Annotated in this window: 27 protein-coding genes; 26 read left to right on the top strand and 1 reads right to left on the bottom strand. The window is 48.9% G+C overall.

The window, feature by feature from the left end:
• Positions 1-3 precede the first annotated feature (3 nt).
• The 24 genes from UNDKW_RS18355 to UNDKW_RS18240 all read left to right on the top strand — a co-directional run bounded on the left by UNDKW_RS18355 (position 4) and on the right by UNDKW_RS18240 (position 17,335).
• Positions 4-2,367, top strand: a complete 2,364-nt coding sequence (locus UNDKW_RS18355; RefSeq protein ID WP_162059867.1) for a hypothetical protein — start codon at positions 4-6, stop codon at positions 2,365-2,367.
• Complete coding sequence (locus UNDKW_RS18350) at positions 2,354-2,635, top strand: hypothetical protein (RefSeq protein WP_110256864.1); 282 nt, start codon at positions 2,354-2,356, stop codon at positions 2,633-2,635. Before UNDKW_RS18355 ends, UNDKW_RS18350 begins: the two co-directional genes overlap by 14 nt.
• Entirely contained in the window at positions 2,632-2,793 is a 162-nt protein-coding gene (locus tag UNDKW_RS18345) for a hypothetical protein (protein WP_162059866.1), read from the top strand. The genes UNDKW_RS18350 and UNDKW_RS18345 overlap by 4 nt, the downstream gene beginning before the upstream one ends.
• Positions 2,794-2,906: 113 nt before the next feature.
• Positions 2,907-3,887 carry a hypothetical protein gene (locus UNDKW_RS18340; RefSeq protein WP_197892923.1) on the top strand — a complete coding sequence of 327 codons (981 nt, stop codon included), beginning with the start codon at positions 2,907-2,909 and terminating at the stop codon, positions 3,885-3,887.
• Between the two features lie 24 nt (positions 3,888-3,911).
• Complete coding sequence (locus UNDKW_RS18335; RefSeq protein ID WP_162059865.1) at positions 3,912-4,835, top strand: DUF5309 domain-containing protein; 924 nt, start codon at positions 3,912-3,914, stop codon at positions 4,833-4,835.
• A gap of 117 nt (positions 4,836-4,952) precedes the next feature.
• Entirely contained in the window at positions 4,953-5,258 is a 306-nt protein-coding gene (locus UNDKW_RS18330) for a hypothetical protein (protein WP_162059864.1), read from the top strand.
• Positions 5,258-5,542 (top strand): hypothetical protein, encoded by a 285-nt coding sequence (locus tag UNDKW_RS18325; RefSeq protein ID WP_162059863.1) that lies wholly within the window; start codon positions 5,258-5,260, stop codon positions 5,540-5,542. Before UNDKW_RS18330 ends, UNDKW_RS18325 begins: the two co-directional genes overlap by 1 nt.
• Positions 5,539-6,147 (top strand): hypothetical protein, encoded by a 609-nt coding sequence (locus tag UNDKW_RS18320; RefSeq protein WP_162059862.1) that lies wholly within the window; start codon positions 5,539-5,541, stop codon positions 6,145-6,147. Before UNDKW_RS18325 ends, UNDKW_RS18320 begins: the two co-directional genes overlap by 4 nt.
• The gene (locus UNDKW_RS18315) at positions 6,147-6,926 is read left to right on the top strand and encodes a hypothetical protein (RefSeq protein ID WP_162059861.1); all 780 of its coding nucleotides are present in this window, start codon (positions 6,147-6,149) and stop codon (positions 6,924-6,926) included. Before UNDKW_RS18320 ends, UNDKW_RS18315 begins: the two co-directional genes overlap by 1 nt.
• 9 nt (positions 6,927-6,935) lie before the next feature.
• On the top strand, positions 6,936-7,349 hold the full coding sequence (locus UNDKW_RS18310; protein ID WP_162059860.1) for a hypothetical protein: 414 nt from the start codon (positions 6,936-6,938) through the stop codon (positions 7,347-7,349).
• A 251-nt stretch (positions 7,350-7,600) separates the two neighbouring features.
• Positions 7,601-7,831: a hypothetical protein gene (locus UNDKW_RS18305; protein WP_162059859.1), complete on the top strand. Its 231-nt coding sequence runs from the start codon at positions 7,601-7,603 to the stop codon at positions 7,829-7,831.
• Between the two features lie 166 nt (positions 7,832-7,997).
• Positions 7,998-8,156, top strand: coding sequence for a hypothetical protein (locus UNDKW_RS30990; RefSeq protein ID WP_162059858.1), 159 nt, complete (start codon positions 7,998-8,000; stop codon positions 8,154-8,156).
• A gap of 22 nt (positions 8,157-8,178) precedes the next feature.
• Positions 8,179-8,319 (top strand): hypothetical protein, encoded by a 141-nt coding sequence (locus UNDKW_RS18295; protein WP_162042368.1) that lies wholly within the window; start codon positions 8,179-8,181, stop codon positions 8,317-8,319.
• Positions 8,320-8,327: 8 nt separating this feature from the next.
• Positions 8,328-9,668: a hypothetical protein gene (locus UNDKW_RS18290; RefSeq protein WP_162059857.1), complete on the top strand. Its 1,341-nt coding sequence runs from the start codon at positions 8,328-8,330 to the stop codon at positions 9,666-9,668.
• The gene (locus UNDKW_RS18285; protein WP_162059856.1) at positions 9,655-11,256 is read left to right on the top strand and encodes a hypothetical protein; all 1,602 of its coding nucleotides are present in this window, start codon (positions 9,655-9,657) and stop codon (positions 11,254-11,256) included. The genes UNDKW_RS18290 and UNDKW_RS18285 overlap by 14 nt, the downstream gene beginning before the upstream one ends.
• Positions 11,257-11,479: 223 nt before the next feature.
• A complete protein-coding gene (locus UNDKW_RS18280; protein ID WP_162059855.1) occupies positions 11,480-11,911 on the top strand; it encodes a hypothetical protein in 432 nt (143 codons plus the stop codon).
• Positions 11,911-13,500: a hypothetical protein gene (locus UNDKW_RS18275; protein WP_162059854.1), complete on the top strand. Its 1,590-nt coding sequence runs from the start codon at positions 11,911-11,913 to the stop codon at positions 13,498-13,500. The genes UNDKW_RS18280 and UNDKW_RS18275 overlap by 1 nt, the downstream gene beginning before the upstream one ends.
• A 135-nt stretch (positions 13,501-13,635) precedes the next feature.
• Positions 13,636-13,917, top strand: a complete 282-nt coding sequence (locus tag UNDKW_RS18270) for a hypothetical protein (protein WP_162059853.1) — start codon at positions 13,636-13,638, stop codon at positions 13,915-13,917.
• A complete protein-coding gene (locus UNDKW_RS18265) occupies positions 13,904-14,386 on the top strand; it encodes a glycoside hydrolase family 108 protein (RefSeq protein WP_162059852.1) in 483 nt (160 codons plus the stop codon). The genes UNDKW_RS18270 and UNDKW_RS18265 overlap by 14 nt, the downstream gene beginning before the upstream one ends.
• Positions 14,379-14,801 (top strand): hypothetical protein, encoded by a 423-nt coding sequence (locus tag UNDKW_RS18260; RefSeq protein WP_162059851.1) that lies wholly within the window; start codon positions 14,379-14,381, stop codon positions 14,799-14,801. The genes UNDKW_RS18265 and UNDKW_RS18260 overlap by 8 nt, the downstream gene beginning before the upstream one ends.
• A 75-nt stretch (positions 14,802-14,876) precedes the next feature.
• On the top strand, positions 14,877-15,122 hold the full coding sequence (locus UNDKW_RS18255) for a hypothetical protein (protein WP_162059850.1): 246 nt from the start codon (positions 14,877-14,879) through the stop codon (positions 15,120-15,122).
• A 208-nt stretch (positions 15,123-15,330) separates the two neighbouring features.
• A complete protein-coding gene (locus tag UNDKW_RS18250; protein WP_162059849.1) occupies positions 15,331-16,731 on the top strand; it encodes a hypothetical protein in 1,401 nt (466 codons plus the stop codon).
• Positions 16,707-16,973 carry a hypothetical protein gene (locus UNDKW_RS18245; protein ID WP_162059848.1) on the top strand — a complete coding sequence of 89 codons (267 nt, stop codon included), beginning with the start codon at positions 16,707-16,709 and terminating at the stop codon, positions 16,971-16,973. Before UNDKW_RS18250 ends, UNDKW_RS18245 begins: the two co-directional genes overlap by 25 nt.
• Positions 16,970-17,335, top strand: a complete 366-nt coding sequence (locus UNDKW_RS18240) for a hypothetical protein (RefSeq protein ID WP_162059847.1) — start codon at positions 16,970-16,972, stop codon at positions 17,333-17,335. Before UNDKW_RS18245 ends, UNDKW_RS18240 begins: the two co-directional genes overlap by 4 nt.
• 233 nt (positions 17,336-17,568) lie before the next feature.
• Here UNDKW_RS18240 and UNDKW_RS18235 read toward each other — a convergent pair.
• A protein-coding gene (locus tag UNDKW_RS18235) for an IS630 family transposase (RefSeq protein WP_162057396.1) occupies positions 17,569-18,560 on the bottom strand; the annotation gives its coding sequence in 2 pieces (ribosomal slippage) (positions 17,569-18,098 and positions 18,098-18,560; 993 coding nt in all).
• Positions 18,561-18,904: 344 nt separating this feature from the next.
• Here UNDKW_RS18235 and UNDKW_RS18230 point away from each other — a divergent pair.
• Both UNDKW_RS18230 and UNDKW_RS18225 read left to right on the top strand, forming a co-directional pair.
• Positions 18,905-20,251 carry a phage tail tip lysozyme gene (locus tag UNDKW_RS18230; RefSeq protein WP_162059846.1) on the top strand — a complete coding sequence of 449 codons (1,347 nt, stop codon included), beginning with the start codon at positions 18,905-18,907 and terminating at the stop codon, positions 20,249-20,251.
• A gap of 244 nt (positions 20,252-20,495) precedes the next feature.
• Positions 20,496-20,972 (top strand): hypothetical protein, encoded by a 477-nt coding sequence (locus UNDKW_RS18225; protein ID WP_162059845.1) that lies wholly within the window; start codon positions 20,496-20,498, stop codon positions 20,970-20,972.
• Positions 20,973-21,276: the final 304 nt, after the last annotated feature.

Below are 21,276 nucleotides of genomic sequence, written 5' to 3'. Positions count from 1 at the left end.
GGAATGGCTAAAGCTTTATCTCAAGACGAATTGAAAGCACTGGTGCAGACAGAAATGCGCCAGAGCCTGGGTTATTCATCTTCGCGTTTGTCGCAAGCGAGGCAAAAGGCGGAATATTATTATCTGGGCCTGGCGGTGGGTGATTTGTCGCCACCAGAAGTGGATGGCCGCTCGTCTGTGGTTTCTACTGATGTCCGTGACACCATAGAGTCTATGTTGCCGCAATTGATGTTGACATTTTGTGGCGGTGATTCGATTGTCGAGTTTGAACCACAAAATCCGGACGATGAAGCCAGGGCCAAGGCAGCGACGGAATACATCAATTACTTGTTCTTTAAAAAGAACAATGGTCACAAGATAGCTTATGTATGGATGAAGGATGCCTTGCTGCAAAAAAATGGCATCGTCAAAGTGTGGTGGGATACCCGCTTTGAAGAGGCTAAGGAAGAATATAAAGGTTTGAACCAGATAGAGTTGGCGCAAATTCTGGATGATCCAGAAATCGAGGTGATTGCCCAGCAGGCTTATCCGGATGAAGACGACGCCAAACAACGTCAGCAGGCGGTCGAACAGATCAACCAGCAAATCAGTCAGCAAATGCAGCAGGCACCGCAAGCGAATGTTCAGCACCCCGGACAGCCACCTGGCCCGCCGAATATGCCGCCAGCAAATCAGCAAGTTAACCCGGTTGTACAGCAGTTGCAAGCGCAGTTGCAACAAATCCAGTCACAGCCACCTGAATTGTTGTATGACATTACCTGCAAGCGGGTGAAGACTGGCGGCAAGATACAGATCGACAATGTGCCACCTGAAGAATTTTTGATTGCACGCAATGCCAAGGATATACAGACAGCCAGGTTTGTCGGGCACAGGGTGCAACGGACAGTGTCTGAACTGAAATCCATGGGTTACAAGAACGTGGACAATATCAGCGGCGAAGATCAGGGGCAAGCCTTGAATCTGGAACGCATACAGCGACTGAGCTGGAATGATGAAAATGCTTATCTGTCGGATGAAGTAACGAATGCTGACGACAGCCAGCGCAAGATCTGGATTACAGAAGCTTATGTGCGTTGTGATTTTGACGGCGATGGCATCAGCGAATTGCGCAAGGTGACGGTGGCGGGCAATGAGTTGCTTGACAATGAGGAGGTGGATTTCATCCCCTTTGTTGATATCACGCCTGTGCCATTGCCACATACCTTCTTTGGTTTGTCGATTGCCGATCTGGCGATGGAAAGCCAGAAAACTAAGACCAGCATCTTGCGCAGCCAGCTCGATAATCTGTATCTGAACGTCAATGGCCGCTATTATGCCGTCGAAGGCCAGGTGAATCTGGATGATTTACTGACTTCACGCCCTGGTGGTGTGGTACGTATTAAACAGCCTGGTGCGGTTGGCAGGCTGGACCAGGCACAGGGTAATACAGGTGAAGCCATGGGTTTGCTGGACTATATACAGCAAGACCTGGAAAACAAGACAGGCTGGACACGCTATAGTCAGGGCAATGACTCTGATGGCCTGAACCAGACTGCGCAGGGCATGAATATCATCACCAACAAGGCAGATATGCGTCTGGATTTAATCTCGCGCAATTTTGCGGAAGGCTTTACAGAGTTGTTCAAGCTGGTGTTGAAATTGATATGCCAGCATCAGGACAAGAAAGCGCAAGTCAGGTTATCTAATGGCTGGGTGGATATTGATCCACGTGAATGGCGCAACCAGTTTGATGTGAGTATCAACGTCGGCATAGGCCTGGGTAACAAAGACCAGAAGGTGAATTATCTGATGGCCTTGCTGGCGCAGCAGGAAAAAGTTTTCCCCTTAGGCATCGCAAATCCGCAAGGGATTTATCAATCCAGTTCGGAACTGGCGCGTTTGCTGGGATTCAAGAATGGTGACAAGTTTTTTAGCGACCCTGCTAAAAATCCACCAGCGCCATCATCACCACCGTCGCCTGATCCTGTACAAATGCAGATGCAGGCCGAACAGCAAAAGACACAGATGCAAGTGCAGGCGAGTAAAGAAAAGCACATGATGGACATGCAAATGCGCGAACGCGAATTGCAACAGGAAGCCATGCTGCGTGAGCGTGAACTGCAACTGGAAGCACAAAAGCAACTGGCGCAATCACAGAATGATATGCAGGAGCGGCAGCATAAAGCACAACTGGATGCGCAACTGGCGCAGCAACGCATGGAGTTTGATCGCTGGAAAGCGCAGTTGGAGGCAGAAACCAGGATGATGGTTGCCCGTATTGCGGCGGAAGCGAAGATGCAGCCACAAGCTCAACTGGATGCTTGCGTGAACGGTTCAGTTGCGGGGATGGCGGATGGATTGACAGGAGCGAATGATGAGCACATTTGAACAACGCGTACACGCAGCCAGCCGCGCCAGGGAAGTGCTGGAGAATGAAGCCTATCAACAGGCATTTGCTGATATAGAAAACGAGGTCACAGAAAAATGGAAAAACTCACCAGCACGCGACGCCGAGGGGCGGGAAAAACTCTGGATGTATTTGGCCATGTTGAAGAAGCTCAAAAGCCAGCTCGATACAACGCTGGAGACCGGCAAGCTGGCGCAACTGGAAGTGGAACACAAGCAAGGCCTGATGCATCGTTTGAAGAATTGGTGAAGGCTGTACAGGATTTCAAGGGCTGGAAGGATTCGGTTGCCATGGCTTTTCACCCGCATCCCGCAGTGGCGATGATACAGACAAATAAGGGCTGGGTCAGGGTGGCATGTGGCGAAACTGCTTATCAGCTTAACAGTGGTGAATTAGTAAGAGTCTAGTGGTGGTCCGGCACACTGGGTGGCTGCGATAGCGGTTTTTCTGCCGGATAAATCTTAACGCCGTGAGGCGCCGGGAATGGGTGGAAGTCCCATTCATTGATTGGAGATGGAATATGGATAATCAGGTAACTGAACCCACAAGTAGTGCTTTGAATGTAGATGGTGCGGCGCAAGCCATGGGCGCTTTTCTGGAACCGCAGGCACATGAAAAAAGTGCCCAGGCTCTTGAGAGGGAAGTGCTGGATGACTTGAGTGGACGAAGAGATAGGAGCGATACTTTGCCTGCAGAGCCAGGCAGTGAGGACGCAGAGCAGGACCTGTATGCCAGGGAGAAAGAGGCTGTCACCATTGTTGTAGATGGCAAGACTGTTAATTTATCGAAGGCAGAGTTGGCAGATGCCTATAAAAATGGCTTGCGTCAATCTGACTACACCAGAAAGACCATGGAAGTGGCTGAACAGCGCAAAGCTGCCGAGGCTGAAATTCACAGGGCCAGCCAGGAACGCCATGAGTATGCCAGCAATCTGCAAAAAATGGCCGCCCAAATCGAAGGTGCATTGAACCAGCAACAGCAGATAGACTGGGAACATTTGCTGGACAATAATCCCGCTGAATATCTGAAGCAGCAGCATCTCTATCAAAGGAGACAAGCCGCCTATCAGAAAAATATGCAGCAACAACAACGCCTGGCACATATCGCCCAGGCTGAACAGGCAAACCATCTGGAGTCTGTGCTCCATACGCAGCAGGAAGAACTTCTTGCCAAGCTACCGGACTGGAAAGACAGCAGAAAGGCCGAAGCCGAAAGTAAGGCTATTCGCCAGTATTTACTGGAGCAGGGGTTTGAACATCAGTTAGTCGATAGTATCGCTGATCATAAGGCGGTACTGTTGGGACGTAAGGCTATGCTTTACGATGCCATGATGGCCAAAGCCAATGCAGCAGCCAAGCGTGTGACGAGCATACCGCAAAAAGTAATCAGGCCGGGTGTAGGCGAATCACCCGGTGGTGATGGTCGTCAGGCTGCCATGCAGCGTCTTGCCAAATCCGGCAGAGTTGAAGACGCAGCATCCCTTTTTGCAAAATTTATTTAAGGTCGCGAGACCCCGGAGAAATCTATGACAGCACCAAGCAATACCTATGTAACAACCAGCGCGATTGGTAATAAGGAAGATCTCAGCGATATCATCTATCGCATTTCCCCCACCACTACGCCATTGATGAACATGGCGGCTAAGGCCAAGGCCAGCAATACTTTGCATGAATGGCAAACGCAGGATCTGGCAAGCGCCGTCACCACCAATGCGCAAGCTGAGGGTGACAATGCCACGGCCAAGAGCGTGACGCCGACTGTGCGTTTGAGCAACCGTACCCAGATCGCATCGAAGACCGTGATCGTCTCTGGTACCCAGCAAGCGATGAACCCTGCGGGTCGCAAGGATGAACTGGCTTACCAGTTGTCCATGGCTTCGCTGGAATTGAAACGTGATATGGAGTCGGCCTTGTGTCAATTGGATGTTGCTGCAACTTCCCCGCGCCAGGCACGTGGCCTGCCAGGTTGGGTAGTTGATAATGTCGATAATAATGCCGGTACTTTGGCATCCTACACAGGCAACACTGGCCGCACCGTCGGTACACCGCGTGCATTTACTGAAGCACAGTTGAAGAATGTTTTGCAGAAATGTTATAGCGCCGGTGGCGAACCTGACACCATTATGGTCGGCCCGGCGCAGAAACAGACTTTCTCTACCTTCAGCGGCAATGCTACACGTTTCGATAAGTCAGAAGATGCGAAGCTGTATGCAGCGATTGATGTGTATGTATCCGACTTTGGCTCTTTGAAGGTGGTGCCGAACCGCTTCCAGGCCGCGCGTGATGTGTTTGTCTTGCAGGCCGACAAATTGGCTCTGGCTTATTTGCGCCCGTTCAGTACTATCGAACTGGCGACGACAGGCGATGCAGTACAGCGTGAACTGGTGGTTGAATACACGCTGGAATGCCGCGCACCGAAAGCGCATGGTGCGATTTACGACGTTTTGTAATTCTTGACGTCGCATTATGTAGTCAGCCTGATTTTGTGACTGCATAAAAAAGCTGGCGGGTGCAAGCCCCGCCGTTTTTCAATCGAATTAAAACGCTGTGAAGCGCAGGAGGTTTTTATGAATGGTGGATATATCACCGTTTCGAGTCAGACCACCGGAGTGGCAATCGCCACTTCGGGTACGTCTGCATCGGCAGCTATTCCAACAATGTCCAGCGGTGAATTGCCCCGTTTTATACGTGTCGCTGCAACTGCGCCAGCTTGTGTGCGACTTGGCAAATCATCTGCGACTGCCTTGAGCACTGATTTGCAGGTGCAGCCTGGTGATGCCGTCATTCTGAGTGTGAATGGCAACGACAGGATAGCGGCGATACAGGTAGCTGCTGCGGGCGTGGTGCAGGTTTCTCCGCTGGAGAACATGTAATGGCAGTCACGACCAATATCCATGTAGAAGGTGGTGATGTCACGTTTGAGCGTGTGCAGGATTGCACGGCCATTGCTGAGCATACTCAGGCGTTGCACAAGGAAGGAAAGCATGGTTCAGCTGATATGCGACATGCAGCATCTTTTCCCATGGTGATCGTAGAGAAATATCTGAATGACAAAGGTATCAGCTTCCAGGAATTCATGGCGGAAGCCGTGCATGTAAAGAGCATGCTGGCTGATCCGGCACTGTCTGCCTTTCGTGTCTGGGGAGGCCGGGTATGAGCGCTATCACTGATTATGCAACTCTGCAGACAGCTGTGAGCAACTGGTTGCATCGTACTGATCTGACACCGTTTATTGCAGGCTTCATTGCTTTGGCTGAAGCCAAAATGTCGTCTGACATCGTGGCGCGCCCTATGGACATACGCAGCAATTTGTTGACGGTGGCTGGTAATGCGTACGTGAATTTACCGCCTGATATGTTGGAGATGAGACGACTGATCTTGCGTAGCGATCCTGTGACGGTGTTGCGTTACGCCGCCCCGGATCAACTCAGTGCTGATCATGCCAGTGCTGCGACTGGCAAACCAGTGGCATTTTCTGTGATTGGTCAGCAGCTGCAACTGGCTCCCATACCAGACGCAGCTTACCAACTTGAATTGACTTATCAGCAGCGCATACCGGCGCTAACAACTATCAATACGACGAACTGGTTACTGGCGGCTTTTCCAAATGTATATCTGTACGCTGCTTTATGCGCAGCCCAGCCTTTCATCATGAATGATGCACGCATCCCTACCTTTGAAAAACTGTATCTGCAAAGTGTGGATGCCATCAATTCCATAGACTGGTATTCAGGTTCAACCATGCAAGTGAGGGCTAAATAATGGCATTAGAAACTGCAAACTATATCAATGATCTGACGATCACAAATCCAACGGCATCTGATCCAAAATCCCAGGGGGACGACCATATCCGCATGCTGAAAACGGTATTGAAGGAATGCTTCGCTGGCTTTACTGGTGCGGTGATTATTACTGCAGCAGAAACAGGTACAGCTGCGGCGCATGTCTTGAATCCTGCAACTGCTTTGCTGGCTTATACGACCGGGCTGTTGCTTTTGTATCGACCAGTCAATGCTGGGACAGGTTCTTTTACTGTGAATGTTTCAGGTCTTGGGGCAAAGCCTGTAAAGACTTTGCTGGGAGCTGATCCTACTGCAGGCGACGTCGTTGCCAGTCAACCACTGCTGTTGATGTATGACGGCACAAATTTCGTCATCATTGCCGGGTCCGAGACTTTGCTGCGGACTGGGAATCAGACGATGACCGGGAATTTGACCATGGTCGGCAGTCAACTTATTACAGGTGACTTGGCAGTAACGGGAAGTTTGAGTGGGCCTGCCATGTCTTCCAAGGGCAATGTGTCGGGGCAAACCTGGGCAGGTGCACAAGACTTTACAAGCGCGGCGTTGACGGCATCGACCAAAACGGCAGGTACAGCTACAAATGAGGTGGCAACTTGCGCATTTGTTGTGGCGCAGGCATTTTCTCCTGTGTTGCCTGGACAGGCGGGAAATGCGGGCAAGGTGCTGACGACGGATGGGAGTAATGCGAGTTGGGGCACTAACTCCGCTAGCGTACTGTATTTATACAATAATTTTTAAGGAGCAGATATGGCAGCAAATATTTCCCCTATCTTTCCACTGACACCCAAGGTATGGATATCAGCGCTTATCACAGCAGCGAATACCAATAAGGATGGTACCGGCACAGTTGTTCAAATTTCTTCACCGGCGGGGCCAAATGGTGCATTTGTTGAGAGTGTCGAAGCTATCCCTATCGGCACAAATAACGCATCTGTGCTTCGCGTATTTCTTAATAATGGATCTTCTACGTCATCGGCTGCGAATAACATCTTATGGGAAGAAGTAAGTTTGCCGGCCACTGTATTGACAGAAGTAGCAGCGCAGGCGAAGGTCGTTATCCCTTTAAATCGGGCTATTCCTGCCGGCTATACATTGTATGCGACCATGGGGACAGCGGTGGCTGCCGGTTGGCGTGCGCGTGCTCATTCGGGGGATTATTGATATGGCGGGGTTTACGGGGTTTGCTAATGCAGCGCCAAGAGGTGCAAATTTTCAATTATTCAAAACATCGCAGATGTTTATTCTTCCAGTTGCTTCAATGTATGTTTTCGACATATTTGGAGCCGGCGGATCTGGAGGATGGGGTGGTACTTGGGCCCATGGCGGTGGTGGCGGTGGTAGAAATAGACAAATCGTACCTAAGAGTACGTTGATTATGGGTGAGGCATGCCAAATAATTGTTGGAGCTGGCGGTGTTGGTAGCACAGGTTTTGGCTCGAATGGGGGCGCTTCAAGCATTTTTTGCACGCAATCTGGGCTTACATTTTCAGCATTTGGCGGAGGAGGCGCAGTCTTTAGTGGTGCAGGTGGAGGGGGAATTGCTAGTACTGGTTCAAATGCTGGCGTTGGTGGACATCCAAATCCTAGTTTTGGAATCTCAACCGTTTTTCATGCATCGAGCGATTTTGGTGGTGCTTCGGTGAATTCTAACGGAGTTGGCTCCGCTGTGTGGGGGGGGGGCAGGTGGAACCGGAGGTGGATCACTTACAAACGGAGGTGGAAGTCTGTGTGGTGGAAGCGGAGGCGGCGCAGGAATTGCAGGTGCGAACGGTGGTGGCCGGGGTACGTATTCTACTGGCGGGGGGATGAATGTTGCCCGTGATGGGCTGTACTTTTCAATACAAGGAGGTGGAGGTGACGGTGGGAGAGCAGCAACAGCTGCAGGTCTACCAGGAGGCAATGGTGGTTTCCCGTCCGGTGGCGGTGGTGGTTCCGATACGCTATGCGGCAATGGTGGAAACGGCCTAGTTATTATTTATTGGTGGTAAATATGAAAAGCGCAGAAATTCAAAATGGCATAGTTGTGAATATAGTTTTAGGAATGGTTGCAGGATATATCCCTTGTGATGATAGCGTTTCTATTGGCGATCATTGGGATGGTCACGTGTTCGCGAAACCACGAAAAGAATGAGGTAAATCATGGCAGATATAAGTGCAGCAGACTGGTACAAGCAATTTGGTCGCGCTGGAGATCAGGCAGGTGTCGATTACTGGAACCGGGAAATTGCTGCCAAGGGTGCTGACGCAGCGCAGCGTGCTTTCTATCAGGCCGCCAGTGATAATATTATTTCTGGACGCGGTGTCGGGAATGTTCAGGATCCTGGTTCAGGCTATGTAGCGGGTACGACAGCCGCTGATTTTTACACACCATTTGGTAAGGTGGGTGATCAGGCGGGGATCGATTATTGGAATAATGAGATAAAAAATAAGGGGCTGGAGAATGCCCGCACTGCCTTTCAGGTTGCAGCAGCACAGAATATGGTGAGCGGCAAGGGTATAGGTTCTGGCAATATTCAAACTTCAGCAAACACAAGTACGCAAGCTAAGGATTTCACATCAACAGACACGGCCAATGCAAGTGCAAAATCTGGGACAGCGAATGGAATGCCAACAGCTGAATATCTGGCGGCCCAGAATGCGAGGATGGCGGCGCTTGGAAATATTGGTGGTCCTTATCAGGCTGGTGAACTTGGTATGCCTGGCGCTAGCGCCAGGCCGGATTACGAACAAAAACTTGCCGCAATGCGTATGCAATCCGAATTGGCAACCGCTGCTGCAAACCGCCAAAAACAGATGGCGGCGAAACCATTCGATAGTGTTCAGTCGTCCGGTATGTATGCCAGCGATCCCTTGATCGACATGCAGCGAAGGATTGCTGAAGCGCAGTCCATGAATCCGGCTCAACAGGAATACTTGCGGCAGCAAATGTCTCAACTGACGCCACAGCAATTGCAGCAATTGGGTGGAATTGACGAGCCACATCAGGCGTATGCTAAAACATACAACAATGGCGCATACAATAATGCCCAGCAGCAGTTGTTTAATCAGCGCCAGGCATATGGCATGAGCGGGTTTGATGCTCCTGTAAATCTGTCACAAGTGCCAGTGGCGCAACAACAGCAACAAGATCCTTATATACAGCCGTTTCAGCAGACAAATGCCTATCGCAAGTCTGTTAACATGAATTGGGGTAGCCCTGATCAGCCGCGAGCACAGACTTACTGGGGTAATGAGGGGCAAAATGGTAACTGGCAAAATCAGCCGGGACAATCGAATACCTATTTGTATGGCGGACAAAATAGTAATTTTCAGAGCCCATTCTTACAAAATCAGCGAAACCCTTATGGCATGCAAAACCAGGGATCGCAAAGCAATTTCCAGCAACCTATGGGATTGCTTAATCAGGGTTTTGCACAGCAACAGCCTGCTAAAGGTAATCAAAACCGCTACGGATTATTAAGCGCATATGGCTCTCGTTAAAATACAAAATCTGGGACAATTTGGTGTCAACAAGGATTTGTCGCAGCATGAAATACCTGTCAATGCCTGGACAGATGCGCGCAATATTCGCTTTCTAGATGGCTATGCTTACCAGTTTTATGGCCATGGCGAAGTATATAACTCACCAGCTGTCGTGCCGCAGTATGTGCTACCAGTGACAATTTCGGGCAACCGTTACTGGGTATATATGAGTGCCACCAAATCACATGCGGTGACTTATTCTGGTGGTGTCGTGACTCATACCGATATTACACATGCAACACCCAGGGCGGGTGTGGTCAACCAATGGACCCATGCTTTGCTTTCAGGTCTGCCAATATTAAATGTTGGCGATGCATTGAGAATCCCGATGTCCTGGGACTTGAATGTGGCAAATAAATTTGTTGATTTACCTAACTGGCCGGCAAGCACATATTGCAAATCATTACGGGCGTATAAAAATTTTTTGATTGCCATGAACCTGACTGTTGCCGGCACGAATAAACCATTTCTGGTGAAATGGTCGCATCCGGCTGATCCTGGTGCTTTTCCAGTAACCTGGGACGCTGCCGATGCCACCAAGGACGCGGGTGAAGTTGATTTGGCAGAAGCGACCAGTCCAGTTGTCGATGGTTTGCCTTTGCGCGATTCTTTCATCATCTATACTGAAAATTCGACCCATCGTATGGATTTTGTCGGCGGACAATCGATGTTCCGGTTTTCCAAAATCCTTGGCATGTCCGGTATGCTCAACCGTAATTGTGCAGTTGAGTTTGATGGCTGGCATTTCGTGGTTACTGGCTCTGACGTCATTGTTCACGATGGGCAAACAGCAAACTCGGTGCTGGACAAGCAAACACGCAGATTCTTTTTCCAGAATATTGATGTCAATAGCCGTGGCAATGTATTCGTATTCAAGAATCCATTTCTGAATGAAATTTATCTGGCTTATCCTTCCATAGGATCAAGCGTATGTGACAAGGCGATGGTTTATAATTTTATCGACAAGACAGTTTCATTCCGTGATGTGCCTAATATCAATCATGCCAGCTACGGTGCTGTATCGAATGACCTTGGAGGAACCTGGGCGCAGGATTCTGATTCCTGGGATTCTGATCTGACATTCTGGAGCGGTCCCGATTACACACCTGACACTGCGCGTGTCGTCATGGCATCGAATGATCAAAAATTGTATATGCTTGATGCCTCAGCTTCCTTTAATGGCAGCCTGCCTGCTGCGTTTCTGGAACGCCGGGGTTTGTCATTTGATACACCTGAAAGCATTAAACTGGTGAAGGGAGTGCGTCCCCGTATCGCCGGCAATCCCGGAGAAACAGTCAAGGTGAGCGTTGGGTATGCCAATACACCCTATGATGAGCCAGTGTGGGTCACAGGAACGTATACGATAGGCTCTAGCGTAGCTGTCGATCTGTTTGCAAGTGGTCGCTATATCGCACATCGCTACGCGTCCGGATCTGCGTTTCAATGGCGACTTGATTCGGTCGATCTGGATGTCGATATTATGGGGCATGGTGAGGGCAAGCAATTCAAGCACGGTGGGCTATGCACCATCGCAATTACCAGATGACGCTGCAGAAATGCAGCGTTTTTTTTCGTCTGAGCTTCAGAAAATAGCCACAGCCATTGCTGGATTATCGGTGGGCCACCTAGACAAAACCACAGTTGCCCCTGCCAAGCCCAGAGATGGTGACATTCGCTACGCCGATGGTAGTTTGTGGAATCCTGGATCTGGTGTTGGCGTGTATTACTACAAAGGCGCAAGTTCAACCTGGGTATTTTTAGGATAAGTCATGGAAGAACTGATAAAGCCTGATGCGCTGGCAAGGCTGGAGACTTGCCTCAGGCAGGGTCCACAGATTGATCTGAATACCGAGCATTGTTTGTCGGGTGGCATGTATGCGCGAACCATACACATACCAGCCGGCACAGTTCTGGTTGGTACTACGCACAAAACAGATCATCTGAATGTTGTTTGTGGCGATATTTCGGTGTCAACCGATACGGGCATGCGACGGCTAAGTGGATATTGCGTTTTGCCCACCAAAGCCGGCATGAAGCGAGTGGGCTATGCGCACGCAGATACGACATGGACAACAGTGTGCAAAACGGATTTGCTTGTCATTGAAGAGATAGAAGATGAATTGGTGGAAGAGAGTGATCAGCTTCAGACCAGACAACATCTTATCTCAACGAAAGAGTTGAAAAAATTGGAGGAATCATAATGTCTTTTGCAGCGGTAGCAGGTGGCGCGGCGAGCGCCTTTGTTGGTGGCCTCATGGGAGGTGGTGGAGGTGGTGGGGGCGGTGGAGGAGGTGGTAGTTCGGGCTCACAAACACAAATTGTCAAACAAGAGCTTGATCCACGTATCGCTGCCATTTTGTTTGGATCTGGTGAAAAAGTTTTAAAAAAAGGAGCTGTACCAATAGGGGCAGATGAAGATGGGAACCCCATTTACAAACCCGAAGATTATCAAACCAGTGGAGGCTTGCTTGAGCGTTATCAAGCCTTGCTTGACAGACCGCAAAACGAAGGGCTGCGTTTATATGGGCAGGCTGCTGACAACTATCTTGGCACCAATTCTGCCTGGGACATGGGTGAAGCGAGGGATTCGGCTTTCAGGCTGATGAAGAATGCTTATGACCCTGTCAGCATGCAGGCAGCACAAAGTGCTTATACCATGCCCATGAACGCGGCCTTCAGCCAGATGCCGCAAGGCTATCAGGCGGCAACTTCTGGCCTGGCACAAGCGGGCCCGGCGGCCACGATCAACGCTCCTGGGCAAAATAATCTTGGTCTGGGCCGGGCTTTTCAAGACGTGATTTATGGCGACCTTGGGAATAATCCCTATCTGGCTGGTGCGATTCAAAAGGGTCTGAATCAAAGCTCGGCGCAATTCCAGAATCTGCAAAATGATGCGATGCAACAGTTCAAGGAAGACATCCTACCTTCCCTGCGAGGTGACGCTATCGCTAACGGCCAGTATGGTGGGTCGCGTCAGGGTATCGCAGAGGGAAAAGCAGCAGATTCCCTGGCGCGCAATATGAGTCGTGCACTGTCACAAGTCGGGCAAAACATGACAGATGCTGCAGTTGCCGCACAATCCGGGCAATATACCCAGGACAGACAAAATCAACTGAATGCTGCCATGGGACTGTCGGGCCAGCAATATAACGTGGCTGGACTTGACGCAGGTGCAAAGAACCAGGTCAATCTCAGCAACGCGCAGATGGCGAACAACAATAATCAATTCAATGCGACAGCGCAGAATAATGTGCTGTCGCAATTATTTGGCGCTGCCTTGCAAACCAATCTGGCCAATGCGGGCTTCCAGCAACAAGCTAACCAGAATAATTATCAGGGTATGCAGGCAACCAACATGGCAAACCTCGGTAATCGCCAGCAAGCCAATATGCAAAATGCCGCATGGCAGCTCGCTAATAACCAGCTCAATAGTCAGAACAAACTTAATGGGCTTAATGCCGTTACCTCATTGATCAACAATGCCTATGGTGTCGCCAATAATCAGAATGATTATGCATTGAACCAGGCCACCAGGATCAACGGACTGCTGTCGCCATATATGGGCGTCAATGGCACAACCACCACGAACGGTACGTCCACAAAATCTGGGCAGGGAGATGGTTTTGAATCCAATCTTCTGGGTGGATTGACCAAAGGAATCGGCAATATTTTTAGCGGACTAGGTAGGCGCAACGGGGGCAATAATGGTGACTCTTCTGGCGGGAATAATTCTCCCGGTAATGCAGGATCAAATGACTATCCCACATGGGAACGGGGAGGTATAGCTTGAGATTTGAAAACGCATGTCCGTACCCTAACTTTATTCAAACTCAGGTAGCAAATTTGCTGAAGGCAACAGCATGCGTATGCGAGCTTTATTACTGCCACGTTTATTGTAGTCCTCTTACTTACAAGGACCTGACTCATGAAAATTCCCGAACTTACTGAAACTGCTGCCAGCCACATGGCGCAGGCGATTACCAATAATCCAAAGACTGCCCTGGCAGTACCAGCGATTACGACGGCAATTGCTCCACTGACTTCAATAGCCGAAATTCAGGGCTATTTGTCGATTGCATCCATGCTCATAGGCATCGCCATTTCACTGATCCTGCTGCGCCAGCGCTGGGTCAGCCTGCAGACGGCTGAGATAGAAAGACAGGAAGCAGAACAACGATGGAAGGAACATCAGCATGAACAACTTTGATCTCTGTATTGCGCCAGTTCTGAAAAGCGAAGGCGGCACCAGTAATCACCCTCTGGATGCCGGCAAGCTGACGCGGTTTGGCATCAGTCAGCGCAGTTATCCCAAGCTTGATATTGCAGCACTCACCGTAGAGCAAGCCAAAGCACTTTACAAACGTGACTTTTGGGATGCCAATCATCTTGATCAATTGCCGCTCGCTGTGGCCTTTGAATTTTTTGACAGCGCCATTAATTGCGGTGCAGGTACTGCCACGAGGCTTTTGCAGCGCGCCCTTGGTGTTGCTGAAGATGGCATTGTTGGCCCGATCACATTGGCTGCAGTTGCCAGTATCACTCCCGACAAACTGGCCAGGCGCATGCTGGCTCATCGCATCAGGTTTTATACCAAATTATCCAACTGGCCCACATTTGGTGCTGGCTGGATGAATCGTCTGGCAAACAACGTCTTATGGGAGAGCGATCATGCTTGAAAAAGTTAATGCAGTCATCAACCTGTTCCGCAAAGGAAGCGAGGTCAGCAATGTGGAAGCCTGGAAAAATCGTGGTATCTCGGTCGCAGCCCTGGCCGCAGCCATGGGCGCGTTGGCGCAATTTGGCGATGCCTTTGGCATCCATGTCGCCATCACACCAGAGCAACTCAATGGCCTGGCTGTTGGTATTGTTACCCTTGTTGGCATCGTGCTCCCCGTCATTACTTCTAAACGAGCCGGTCTATTGCCGGCAAAAGCCAGTCAGCATGCTCCAATCGAAGATCATAGCTTCAGCGACGGCGTGCCAGCAATATCAGCATCTGTGGCAACAGGCGAAGTGCAGCACCAGCCTCAGTCCGCAATGGCAGACAGCGACAACCCCCTTGCCGGGCTCGACACCACATTCCGCGGCTGACACGGCGCGCGACTATCTCAAGGCTGTCAAAGGACTCACTATTACCCATCAGTGTAAAATCTAAAGGATATTATTATGCTGCAAATAGCAAGCACGATCTTGCAAATCATCGCCTTTCTGGCCGAACATAAAGAGCAAATCAGAAAGCTGATACTTGACATAGAAAATCTCATTCCCGCCACAGCAGGCAACAACAAGGTGCTGATCGCACGCAACTTCATTGCCACCGGTCTTGGCATAGAAGCCCAGATTGAACAGGCCTGGCCCCATGTCAGTGGCCTGTTCAATGACCTGGTCGCAGCGACGAAGCGGCCAGCCTGATCAAATCTGCCATGTAATCACAGTGACTTAGCTTGACGAGCAAACCTTCCGTTTGTTTTTACTTTCGTTTCTCATAACACAAATTTCCTGACTTTTTTAAAAACCATGCCGACAGGCAGGACGCTGTACGCCTGTTCTGTCGGTACACGTCACTTTAACCTGTCGGTGGCATGCCAGCGCAAGTCACAACCAATATCAAGAGGAAGACATGCTTTACAATCCTGACGAAGATGATTCAGAATTTGCTGAACAATATAAGAGCTTGAAACTTGATGACGATGCCAGTTCTTTGTATATGCTGAGCGACCCGAGATTTAACTCTGGAATGCTACCAGCTTATAATGAAGCGCAGCGTGATTTTGGCTATCGATTACCTGTCTCTGACGGCAGTGCAGTGATTCCCGTCGCCCCGCCAGAAAGGGGCGCGATAGATGACGATACTGAACTTGCCAAGCCCAATTTCTTGCGATCAGAAAGAGCTGGCTATCAAACTGGCGCCTTTGACGGGAGAGGTATGAGCCGTGCTGGCGACACCATGACGGCACTGTTCAAAAAGAACTATGGCTATACGCCAAGCGCAGGCGAGTTGATTCAATATGCCAGTCTGAATGGTTTGCGTAGCGCACATCAACTGGATGTGAATCGGGTAATAAACAGTCCAAGCATAGACAAGCTGCATCAGGTTGATGTGAGCCCGGAGCAACTCAAGGATTATTTGGCCAGAAATGATTATTTTGTTCAAAAGCGCGGAGAGGCTGCACAAAATGATCCGTTGACCAATGGTTATTTGTGGAAAGCATCACAAGCAGAGAAGAATGCTGACCCTTATTATCAGATGACAATGGCAGCAGCCGATCGCCGGCCAAGTTTAGAAAACGCGGCACGACTTGGACTTTATACGGATGCTCGTCTTTCTCAAGCCAGTAACTCTTCGCTTGTCGGTGATGAAAAATTCCATACAAATGAAAACCTGGCGACCCCAGGTAATCTAAGTCGTCGCTTCGCAAAAGGCGTAGGAAATGGACTGCTGGATACAGTTTGGCAGCCAGTTGCAAATACGATAGATTTAGGACAGGTGGCTTTGGGACTGGCTTCAGGTGATCGATACGAACCGAAATGGCTAAGTTCAATAGGAAAAAATTATGAAGCTGGGATGGGCAAGGGCGAAGTTGCATTTCGGTCTGTAACTGGCATTCCTGTTGTGGGGCAAGTGTTAGGAACCGGGTTGACAAGTTATGATATGGCTGGTGCTGCTCTTGATGGGCGATGGGGTGACGTAGCGGAAAATGCCGGCGGTGTTGCGGCAGGCTTCGCTACAAGTAAGACAATTCAACGCAAGTTTGCGCCAGAAGCTGGTGCAGAATTAGGGTTTTACAAAGTGCGGCCTGAGATAGAGACGACAGATCCAATGGTCAGTCCAGGTAGATTGCTGGAGTCACTTCCTTCTAACCAAACGCCAAACTTCACTTCTGCGGAGCCAGTTTATGTGGGTGGAAAAACGCTGTATCGTGTATCAGACAATGTGAGAACCTCACCGGTTGGTGCATATTGGGCTACAGAGCCACCTCCCAAGAGCTTGGGGAAATGGCGGAACAAATTGCAATATTGAACGAATGGGGTAATGATGCTACTGTGGAAGGAAATTGGACACCTAAAGGCGGATGGGCTTGGGGTGGAGAAGCAGCTCCTCAGGCAATAACAGGCCACCATACGGAAAGAGCAATTTTGGGATCTAAATTCCGATATGGCTGGTTACAACCCGGTGGCGGCTATCAAATTTACGTACCTGACTCCAGGAAAGCGATCCCATTTTCCGAAATTTCTACAAAACCAACTCCATGGAGTAAATGAAATTGGATAAAAAATTGCAGGAAATAGCTTCGATACTCAATGAGCTGAGGGCGTTGCGATCATACTTGTTAAGCCTCGGGGATGAACATAAATGGGTTCCAATCAAGTGGATAAATTCAGATCTGGAAATAATTGAGCCCTTGTTAAATGATCGTTTCTGGCCACCGATCTGGTGGCGATTTATGTCGATAAATGCTGCTTTAAGTGGCACAATCCGTAATTTTCACAGGCTCGATGGCGACGGGAGCTTTCACTTTGTAGAGAGCTCACGCCCAGGTTTTATCGAGGATAATTTTCCAATTCGCGACAAGATCATGGCTTGGGTCGATAAAATCAAAGAAATGCAATTGAAAACCACATAGCGTTCGATACGCCAATCTGAATGTCGTACGCAGCTTACTCTGACGGAAATTGAATCGGGTAAGAAGCGGTCCAAGCCAGGATAGCTTGCGTCAGTTTGAAATGGGTTCGGATAAGTTCAAGGACTATTTGGGCGAAAACTTCATCTTTGTTTAGAGGTTCAAAGAGGCTCTGCAAAGTCATCATCTGACCAATGTCTAGTCAATGCCTATTGAGCTTTACATAATTGATGACATCACCACAACTCCGCCTGCTTCCAACATGCCATGATGATGGATGGACGGCGTTGTGCGCTTTTGAGTTTATTGCGGGCAATTGTTTGCAATTCGGCGAGGTTGTTCGGGCAGAAGTTTGCCAACGCATGTCGCTTGAGCCAGGCCCAGAGATATTCGACAGGATTGAGGTCCGGCGCATACGGGGGCAGGAATGCGATTTGAATGTACCCATTGGTGCTGTCGAGGTATTCGCGCACCAGTTTCGATTTGTGCGCCCTGAGCCCATCGAGGATGATCAACAGCGGCTGCTTCAAATGCGCTTTGAGCGCCTTGAGAAACTCGACAATTTGCTCCTTCTTGATGCTACCCTCGTGGAAGCGGAACAAGTAGTTCTTCCTGGTCACACCTGCAATCACGGACAAATGTTTCCAGTTGAAATGAAACTGAATAATCGGCGTTTTCCCTTTGAGTGCCCAAGTACGCACACGGGTAGGCCGTTCGCTGATTCCGGACTCGTCGATGAATACAATCAGTCGATTCTCTCTCGAGGCTTTTTTTTGAGCGCAGGCCAGGTCTTTTTCTTGAACTCCTGTACAGCATCTTCGTTACGTTCGATGGCGCGACGCTCCGGCTTTTGGTTACTGAATCCCAGTGCGCCAAGAATGCGCCAAACGTGCACTTCACTGAACGACACTTCGAACTTTCTTTCAATAAGTAGACGCACGCGTTTAAGTGTCCACAACTCGGTGCCAAAACCATGTTCCGTCGGACTATCGAGAAGGCAGCGCCGCAACTCCCCTAATTCCATGGCATCAAGTTGTGCAGGCCGCCCCTTTCCACCTACTGCGCGCAGCGCGTCAAGCCCTCCTTCATCGAGTATGGCTTTCCAGGTATATACCGTGTTGCGTGCTACGCCGACCACCAGCGCTACTTCGGCGCACCCTTTGCCTTGCAGCAGAAGCCGACCCGCCTTGACTCGTCGCTTTGCTCCATCTTCTATTTCTTTCGCCATCTCATACCTCCAGTACGGACATTATATTGGGATAACGAATGAAATCAAAAACGGTTGTCATGATTTACGTAAAAATCAATAGTACTAATCTAAGCGTTGATGCGCCGCAGATGGAAGCTGCCTTGCTTTTCGTCACCAGTTTGTTCAATGGCTTGGTCGCGGTTAGTAAACGACCCGCTCGACCCGCTCGACCCGGTTAAGTAAAAATATTCAAAAAACACTCAAATGAGGAAGCTATCCAGTATGGATAGCTTTTTTTATATCCAGATTATGGACGCTTGCTGATAGCAATGCACACGCTTTGCTCAGAATTCGCATCGCATTATTCAATTGAAAGGAAAATAATGGCAAATCTTCAGAGAATTTTTGGGAATGATGGACTTCCATATCTCATTGATACCTCAGGGACAGGCTTGAATGAAAGCGACGATATATTCTCAAATAGCAATCAGTTTCTGGACGATTCTGCGCAGAAATTGATGCTGCCAACTCATCACGCAGATCGCCCAGGAAGAAACTTTGAGCTAGCATCTAATACCGATTTACCTTCCAGATCAGGTATTGACGATATGGATATCATGTACATGCGGCAGTCAGATCGCCCGAGAGGATTGCTATCGCTTGCTACCTATGATCTTGCACGAAACAGCTTGTCGTTGAAAAATTCTGATGTGATTAACGAGTATGATCTCCCGGGAAATGGTGCGTTGACAAGTCAGTTTGACTTTGGCGCTTCTGCTTATATACCAAGTTCTGAAGCTGGTTTAAAAAAGTCAAATCGGCCGTTACTTGTTGTAGCTGGATCTGGTGGTGATAATGCTACCAGGTACTGTGCGAATGATGAGTTTCCGCTATTTGGGTATCCGGCTGTAGCCATGTCAAATAGCACAGCCTTGTCAGGCTATAAGCATACAGCCGTGCCGAGTGTCATGGCACGCGCAGCTTTACCATTCCGCACAAAAAGCATGCTTGAGGTAAATACAGATCCTCAAAATGACAACGCAGCAGGTTTCATGCGTTTCTTGGAGGCGGAGTTAAAGAGTGCAGGTGTGCCGACAGATACGGCAGAAAGTCATGGTCTTGATCCGATAAATAAATATCCAGATTACGGAATTGACTACAATCAATTATATGCGCCTAAAGCAGCGGCTTACAGGAAGAACCAGATTATTCAGGATTCGCATATCAACGCACCTATTGACTATTCGAGCGGCAGAGCTGCCGGTCGTTCCCGAATCTCTGGAGATGCCGATCCAGCAGTGCAAAGGGCTGCAATCAATACATTGATAGAGAAATCCAAGCAGGCAGGTTTAAACGATGAGCAGACCGCATTGATCCTGGCGATCGCACATAAAGAATCTGGCTTTAATCCAGATGCAGCAGCCGGGACTTCGAGTGCAACTGGCCTGGGGCAATTCACCAACGATACCAGAAAAAAGTACAGGCTTGATGACAGCAATATGTGGGATATTGACGCACAGGCCGACACCATGATCAAACTTACAATGGACAATGAACGATTGGCAAAGAAGCGACTAAGGGGGCCTGAATATGTGTATAAGTATCATCATGACGGCCCAAACAAGCGCGAGAGCAATGATCTTCATAGCAAATCTGAAGGCATGGATATTTCACGAAGCGAGATCATGCCGCGTGCAAAAACTTTTCTTAAAATCTTAAGAGGGGAGTAATGTGCACACCATAATGAATGAATTCCTGATAATATCTTCTCATAAAATTCTATATTGACAATTTTTCAAAAAAAGCGGTTTTTGTGAAATGCCCCACTGAAAAATAATCTCAAGCCCTTCAGATTCAATGCATATTTTTTTAGTAAATTTCTGAGGCATCACGCAGACAAAGTGAAAAGCTTGTGGCATCGTAATGACTTACTGTAGTCAGCCTGTATTCACTGATTTAATAAGAGATATTTCCATGCCGAGCGTATACAAATTTTTGTTTTTCATTCTCTCTTTTTTTCTTGCTTTGAATAATGCATGTGCAGAGATTGTGTCGTTTCAGTGTGGCGGAACACAATTTGAAGTGAAGGCTAAACTTGTTAGGCATATGGGGATCAAGGATGATTTCTACTATATGTTTACACTTTACGGCAGAACTCATGGCAAGACACGGAATTTGTATACCGTGGATGGCGATCATTTGTCGATTAACTGCGTCAAAGACTATCGTGGCAATGAGCAACTTCTTTTTTCGCGTGACTGCGGCGGATCTGCATGCGTAAGGGAATACGGCATTATTGATCCTGTAAGCTTTAAATTCTTGTTGAGGCCACCTGCGGCAAATAGAGAGAATTCCAGGCTTGCTGAAAAAATATTAGGTGTTAGCATGCCATCCAAACGGGGATTTTCGTTCTCTTTTTATACCGGACTTGTAGAGAAAGATATAGATTAGTTCTGATTGAATTTGAGCTGGGCGTGCCCGAGTGATGTTCAAGCAAAGCTTGGTATTGTTTGCCTTGAGTTATCTTGTCGGAATGATCAAGGACGATATTTCCCAATGGCCGCCTGCTTGTAAGAACTGTTAAGAACTGTTTTTATTAATATTAAGCATCGCGTTCATCTGGTAAAATGCCTGTTTCGCGGATATTGGGCTTACCTTAGGTAACGATCAGTCAGAGTCGGTCGTTGTGCTTTGATGCCATGATGGCTTTAGCCTTGAGTTCGCAACTGCCATTCTTCCTTCTTTCTGATTTTCC

The organism is Undibacterium sp. KW1 (genome assembly GCF_009937955.1).
GTDB lineage: Bacteria > Pseudomonadota > Gammaproteobacteria > Burkholderiales > Burkholderiaceae_D > Undibacterium.
The sequence above is the reverse complement of the archived record's forward strand: the minus strand, read 5'-3'. Positions and strand labels throughout refer to the sequence as shown.

Excerpts from the sequence above, each read along its gene's own strand:
- UNDKW_RS18270 (WP_162059853.1), top strand. The coding sequence starts at position 13,636 with ATGAAAATTCCCGAACTTACTGAAACTGCTGCCAGCCACATGGCGCAG.
- UNDKW_RS18295 (WP_162042368.1), top strand. The coding sequence starts at position 8,179 with ATGAAAAGCGCAGAAATTCAAAATGGCATAGTTGTGAATATAGTTTTA.
- UNDKW_RS18280 (WP_162059855.1), top strand. The coding sequence starts at position 11,480 with ATGGAAGAACTGATAAAGCCTGATGCGCTGGCAAGGCTGGAGACTTGC.
- UNDKW_RS18335 (WP_162059865.1), top strand. The coding sequence starts at position 3,912 with ATGACAGCACCAAGCAATACCTATGTAACAACCAGCGCGATTGGTAAT.
- UNDKW_RS18250 (WP_162059849.1), top strand. The coding sequence starts at position 15,331 with ATGCTTTACAATCCTGACGAAGATGATTCAGAATTTGCTGAACAATAT.
- UNDKW_RS18310 (WP_162059860.1), top strand. The coding sequence starts at position 6,936 with ATGGCAGCAAATATTTCCCCTATCTTTCCACTGACACCCAAGGTATGG.
- UNDKW_RS18260 (WP_162059851.1), top strand. The coding sequence starts at position 14,379 with ATGCTTGAAAAAGTTAATGCAGTCATCAACCTGTTCCGCAAAGGAAGC.
- UNDKW_RS18265 (WP_162059852.1), top strand. The coding sequence starts at position 13,904 with ATGAACAACTTTGATCTCTGTATTGCGCCAGTTCTGAAAAGCGAAGGC.
- UNDKW_RS18355 (WP_162059867.1), top strand. The coding sequence starts at position 4 with ATGGCTAAAGCTTTATCTCAAGACGAATTGAAAGCACTGGTGCAGACA.
- UNDKW_RS18340 (WP_197892923.1), top strand. The coding sequence starts at position 2,907 with ATGGATAATCAGGTAACTGAACCCACAAGTAGTGCTTTGAATGTAGAT.
- UNDKW_RS18245 (WP_162059848.1), top strand. The coding sequence starts at position 16,707 with ATGGCGGAACAAATTGCAATATTGAACGAATGGGGTAATGATGCTACT.
- UNDKW_RS18325 (WP_162059863.1), top strand. The coding sequence starts at position 5,258 with ATGGCAGTCACGACCAATATCCATGTAGAAGGTGGTGATGTCACGTTT.
- UNDKW_RS18320 (WP_162059862.1), top strand. The coding sequence starts at position 5,539 with ATGAGCGCTATCACTGATTATGCAACTCTGCAGACAGCTGTGAGCAAC.
- UNDKW_RS18330 (WP_162059864.1), top strand. The coding sequence starts at position 4,953 with ATGAATGGTGGATATATCACCGTTTCGAGTCAGACCACCGGAGTGGCA.
- UNDKW_RS18240 (WP_162059847.1), top strand. The coding sequence starts at position 16,970 with ATGAAATTGGATAAAAAATTGCAGGAAATAGCTTCGATACTCAATGAG.
- UNDKW_RS18290 (WP_162059857.1), top strand. The coding sequence starts at position 8,328 with ATGGCAGATATAAGTGCAGCAGACTGGTACAAGCAATTTGGTCGCGCT.
- UNDKW_RS18275 (WP_162059854.1), top strand. The coding sequence starts at position 11,911 with ATGTCTTTTGCAGCGGTAGCAGGTGGCGCGGCGAGCGCCTTTGTTGGT.
- UNDKW_RS18285 (WP_162059856.1), top strand. The coding sequence starts at position 9,655 with ATGGCTCTCGTTAAAATACAAAATCTGGGACAATTTGGTGTCAACAAG.
- UNDKW_RS18315 (WP_162059861.1), top strand. The coding sequence starts at position 6,147 with ATGGCATTAGAAACTGCAAACTATATCAATGATCTGACGATCACAAAT.
- UNDKW_RS18350 (WP_110256864.1), top strand. The coding sequence starts at position 2,354 with ATGAGCACATTTGAACAACGCGTACACGCAGCCAGCCGCGCCAGGGAA.
- UNDKW_RS18225 (WP_162059845.1), top strand. The coding sequence starts at position 20,496 with ATGCCGAGCGTATACAAATTTTTGTTTTTCATTCTCTCTTTTTTTCTT.
- UNDKW_RS18255 (WP_162059850.1), top strand. The coding sequence starts at position 14,877 with ATGCTGCAAATAGCAAGCACGATCTTGCAAATCATCGCCTTTCTGGCC.
- UNDKW_RS18230 (WP_162059846.1), top strand. The coding sequence starts at position 18,905 with ATGGCAAATCTTCAGAGAATTTTTGGGAATGATGGACTTCCATATCTC.
- UNDKW_RS30990 (WP_162059858.1), top strand. The coding sequence starts at position 7,998 with ATGTTGCCCGTGATGGGCTGTACTTTTCAATACAAGGAGGTGGAGGTG.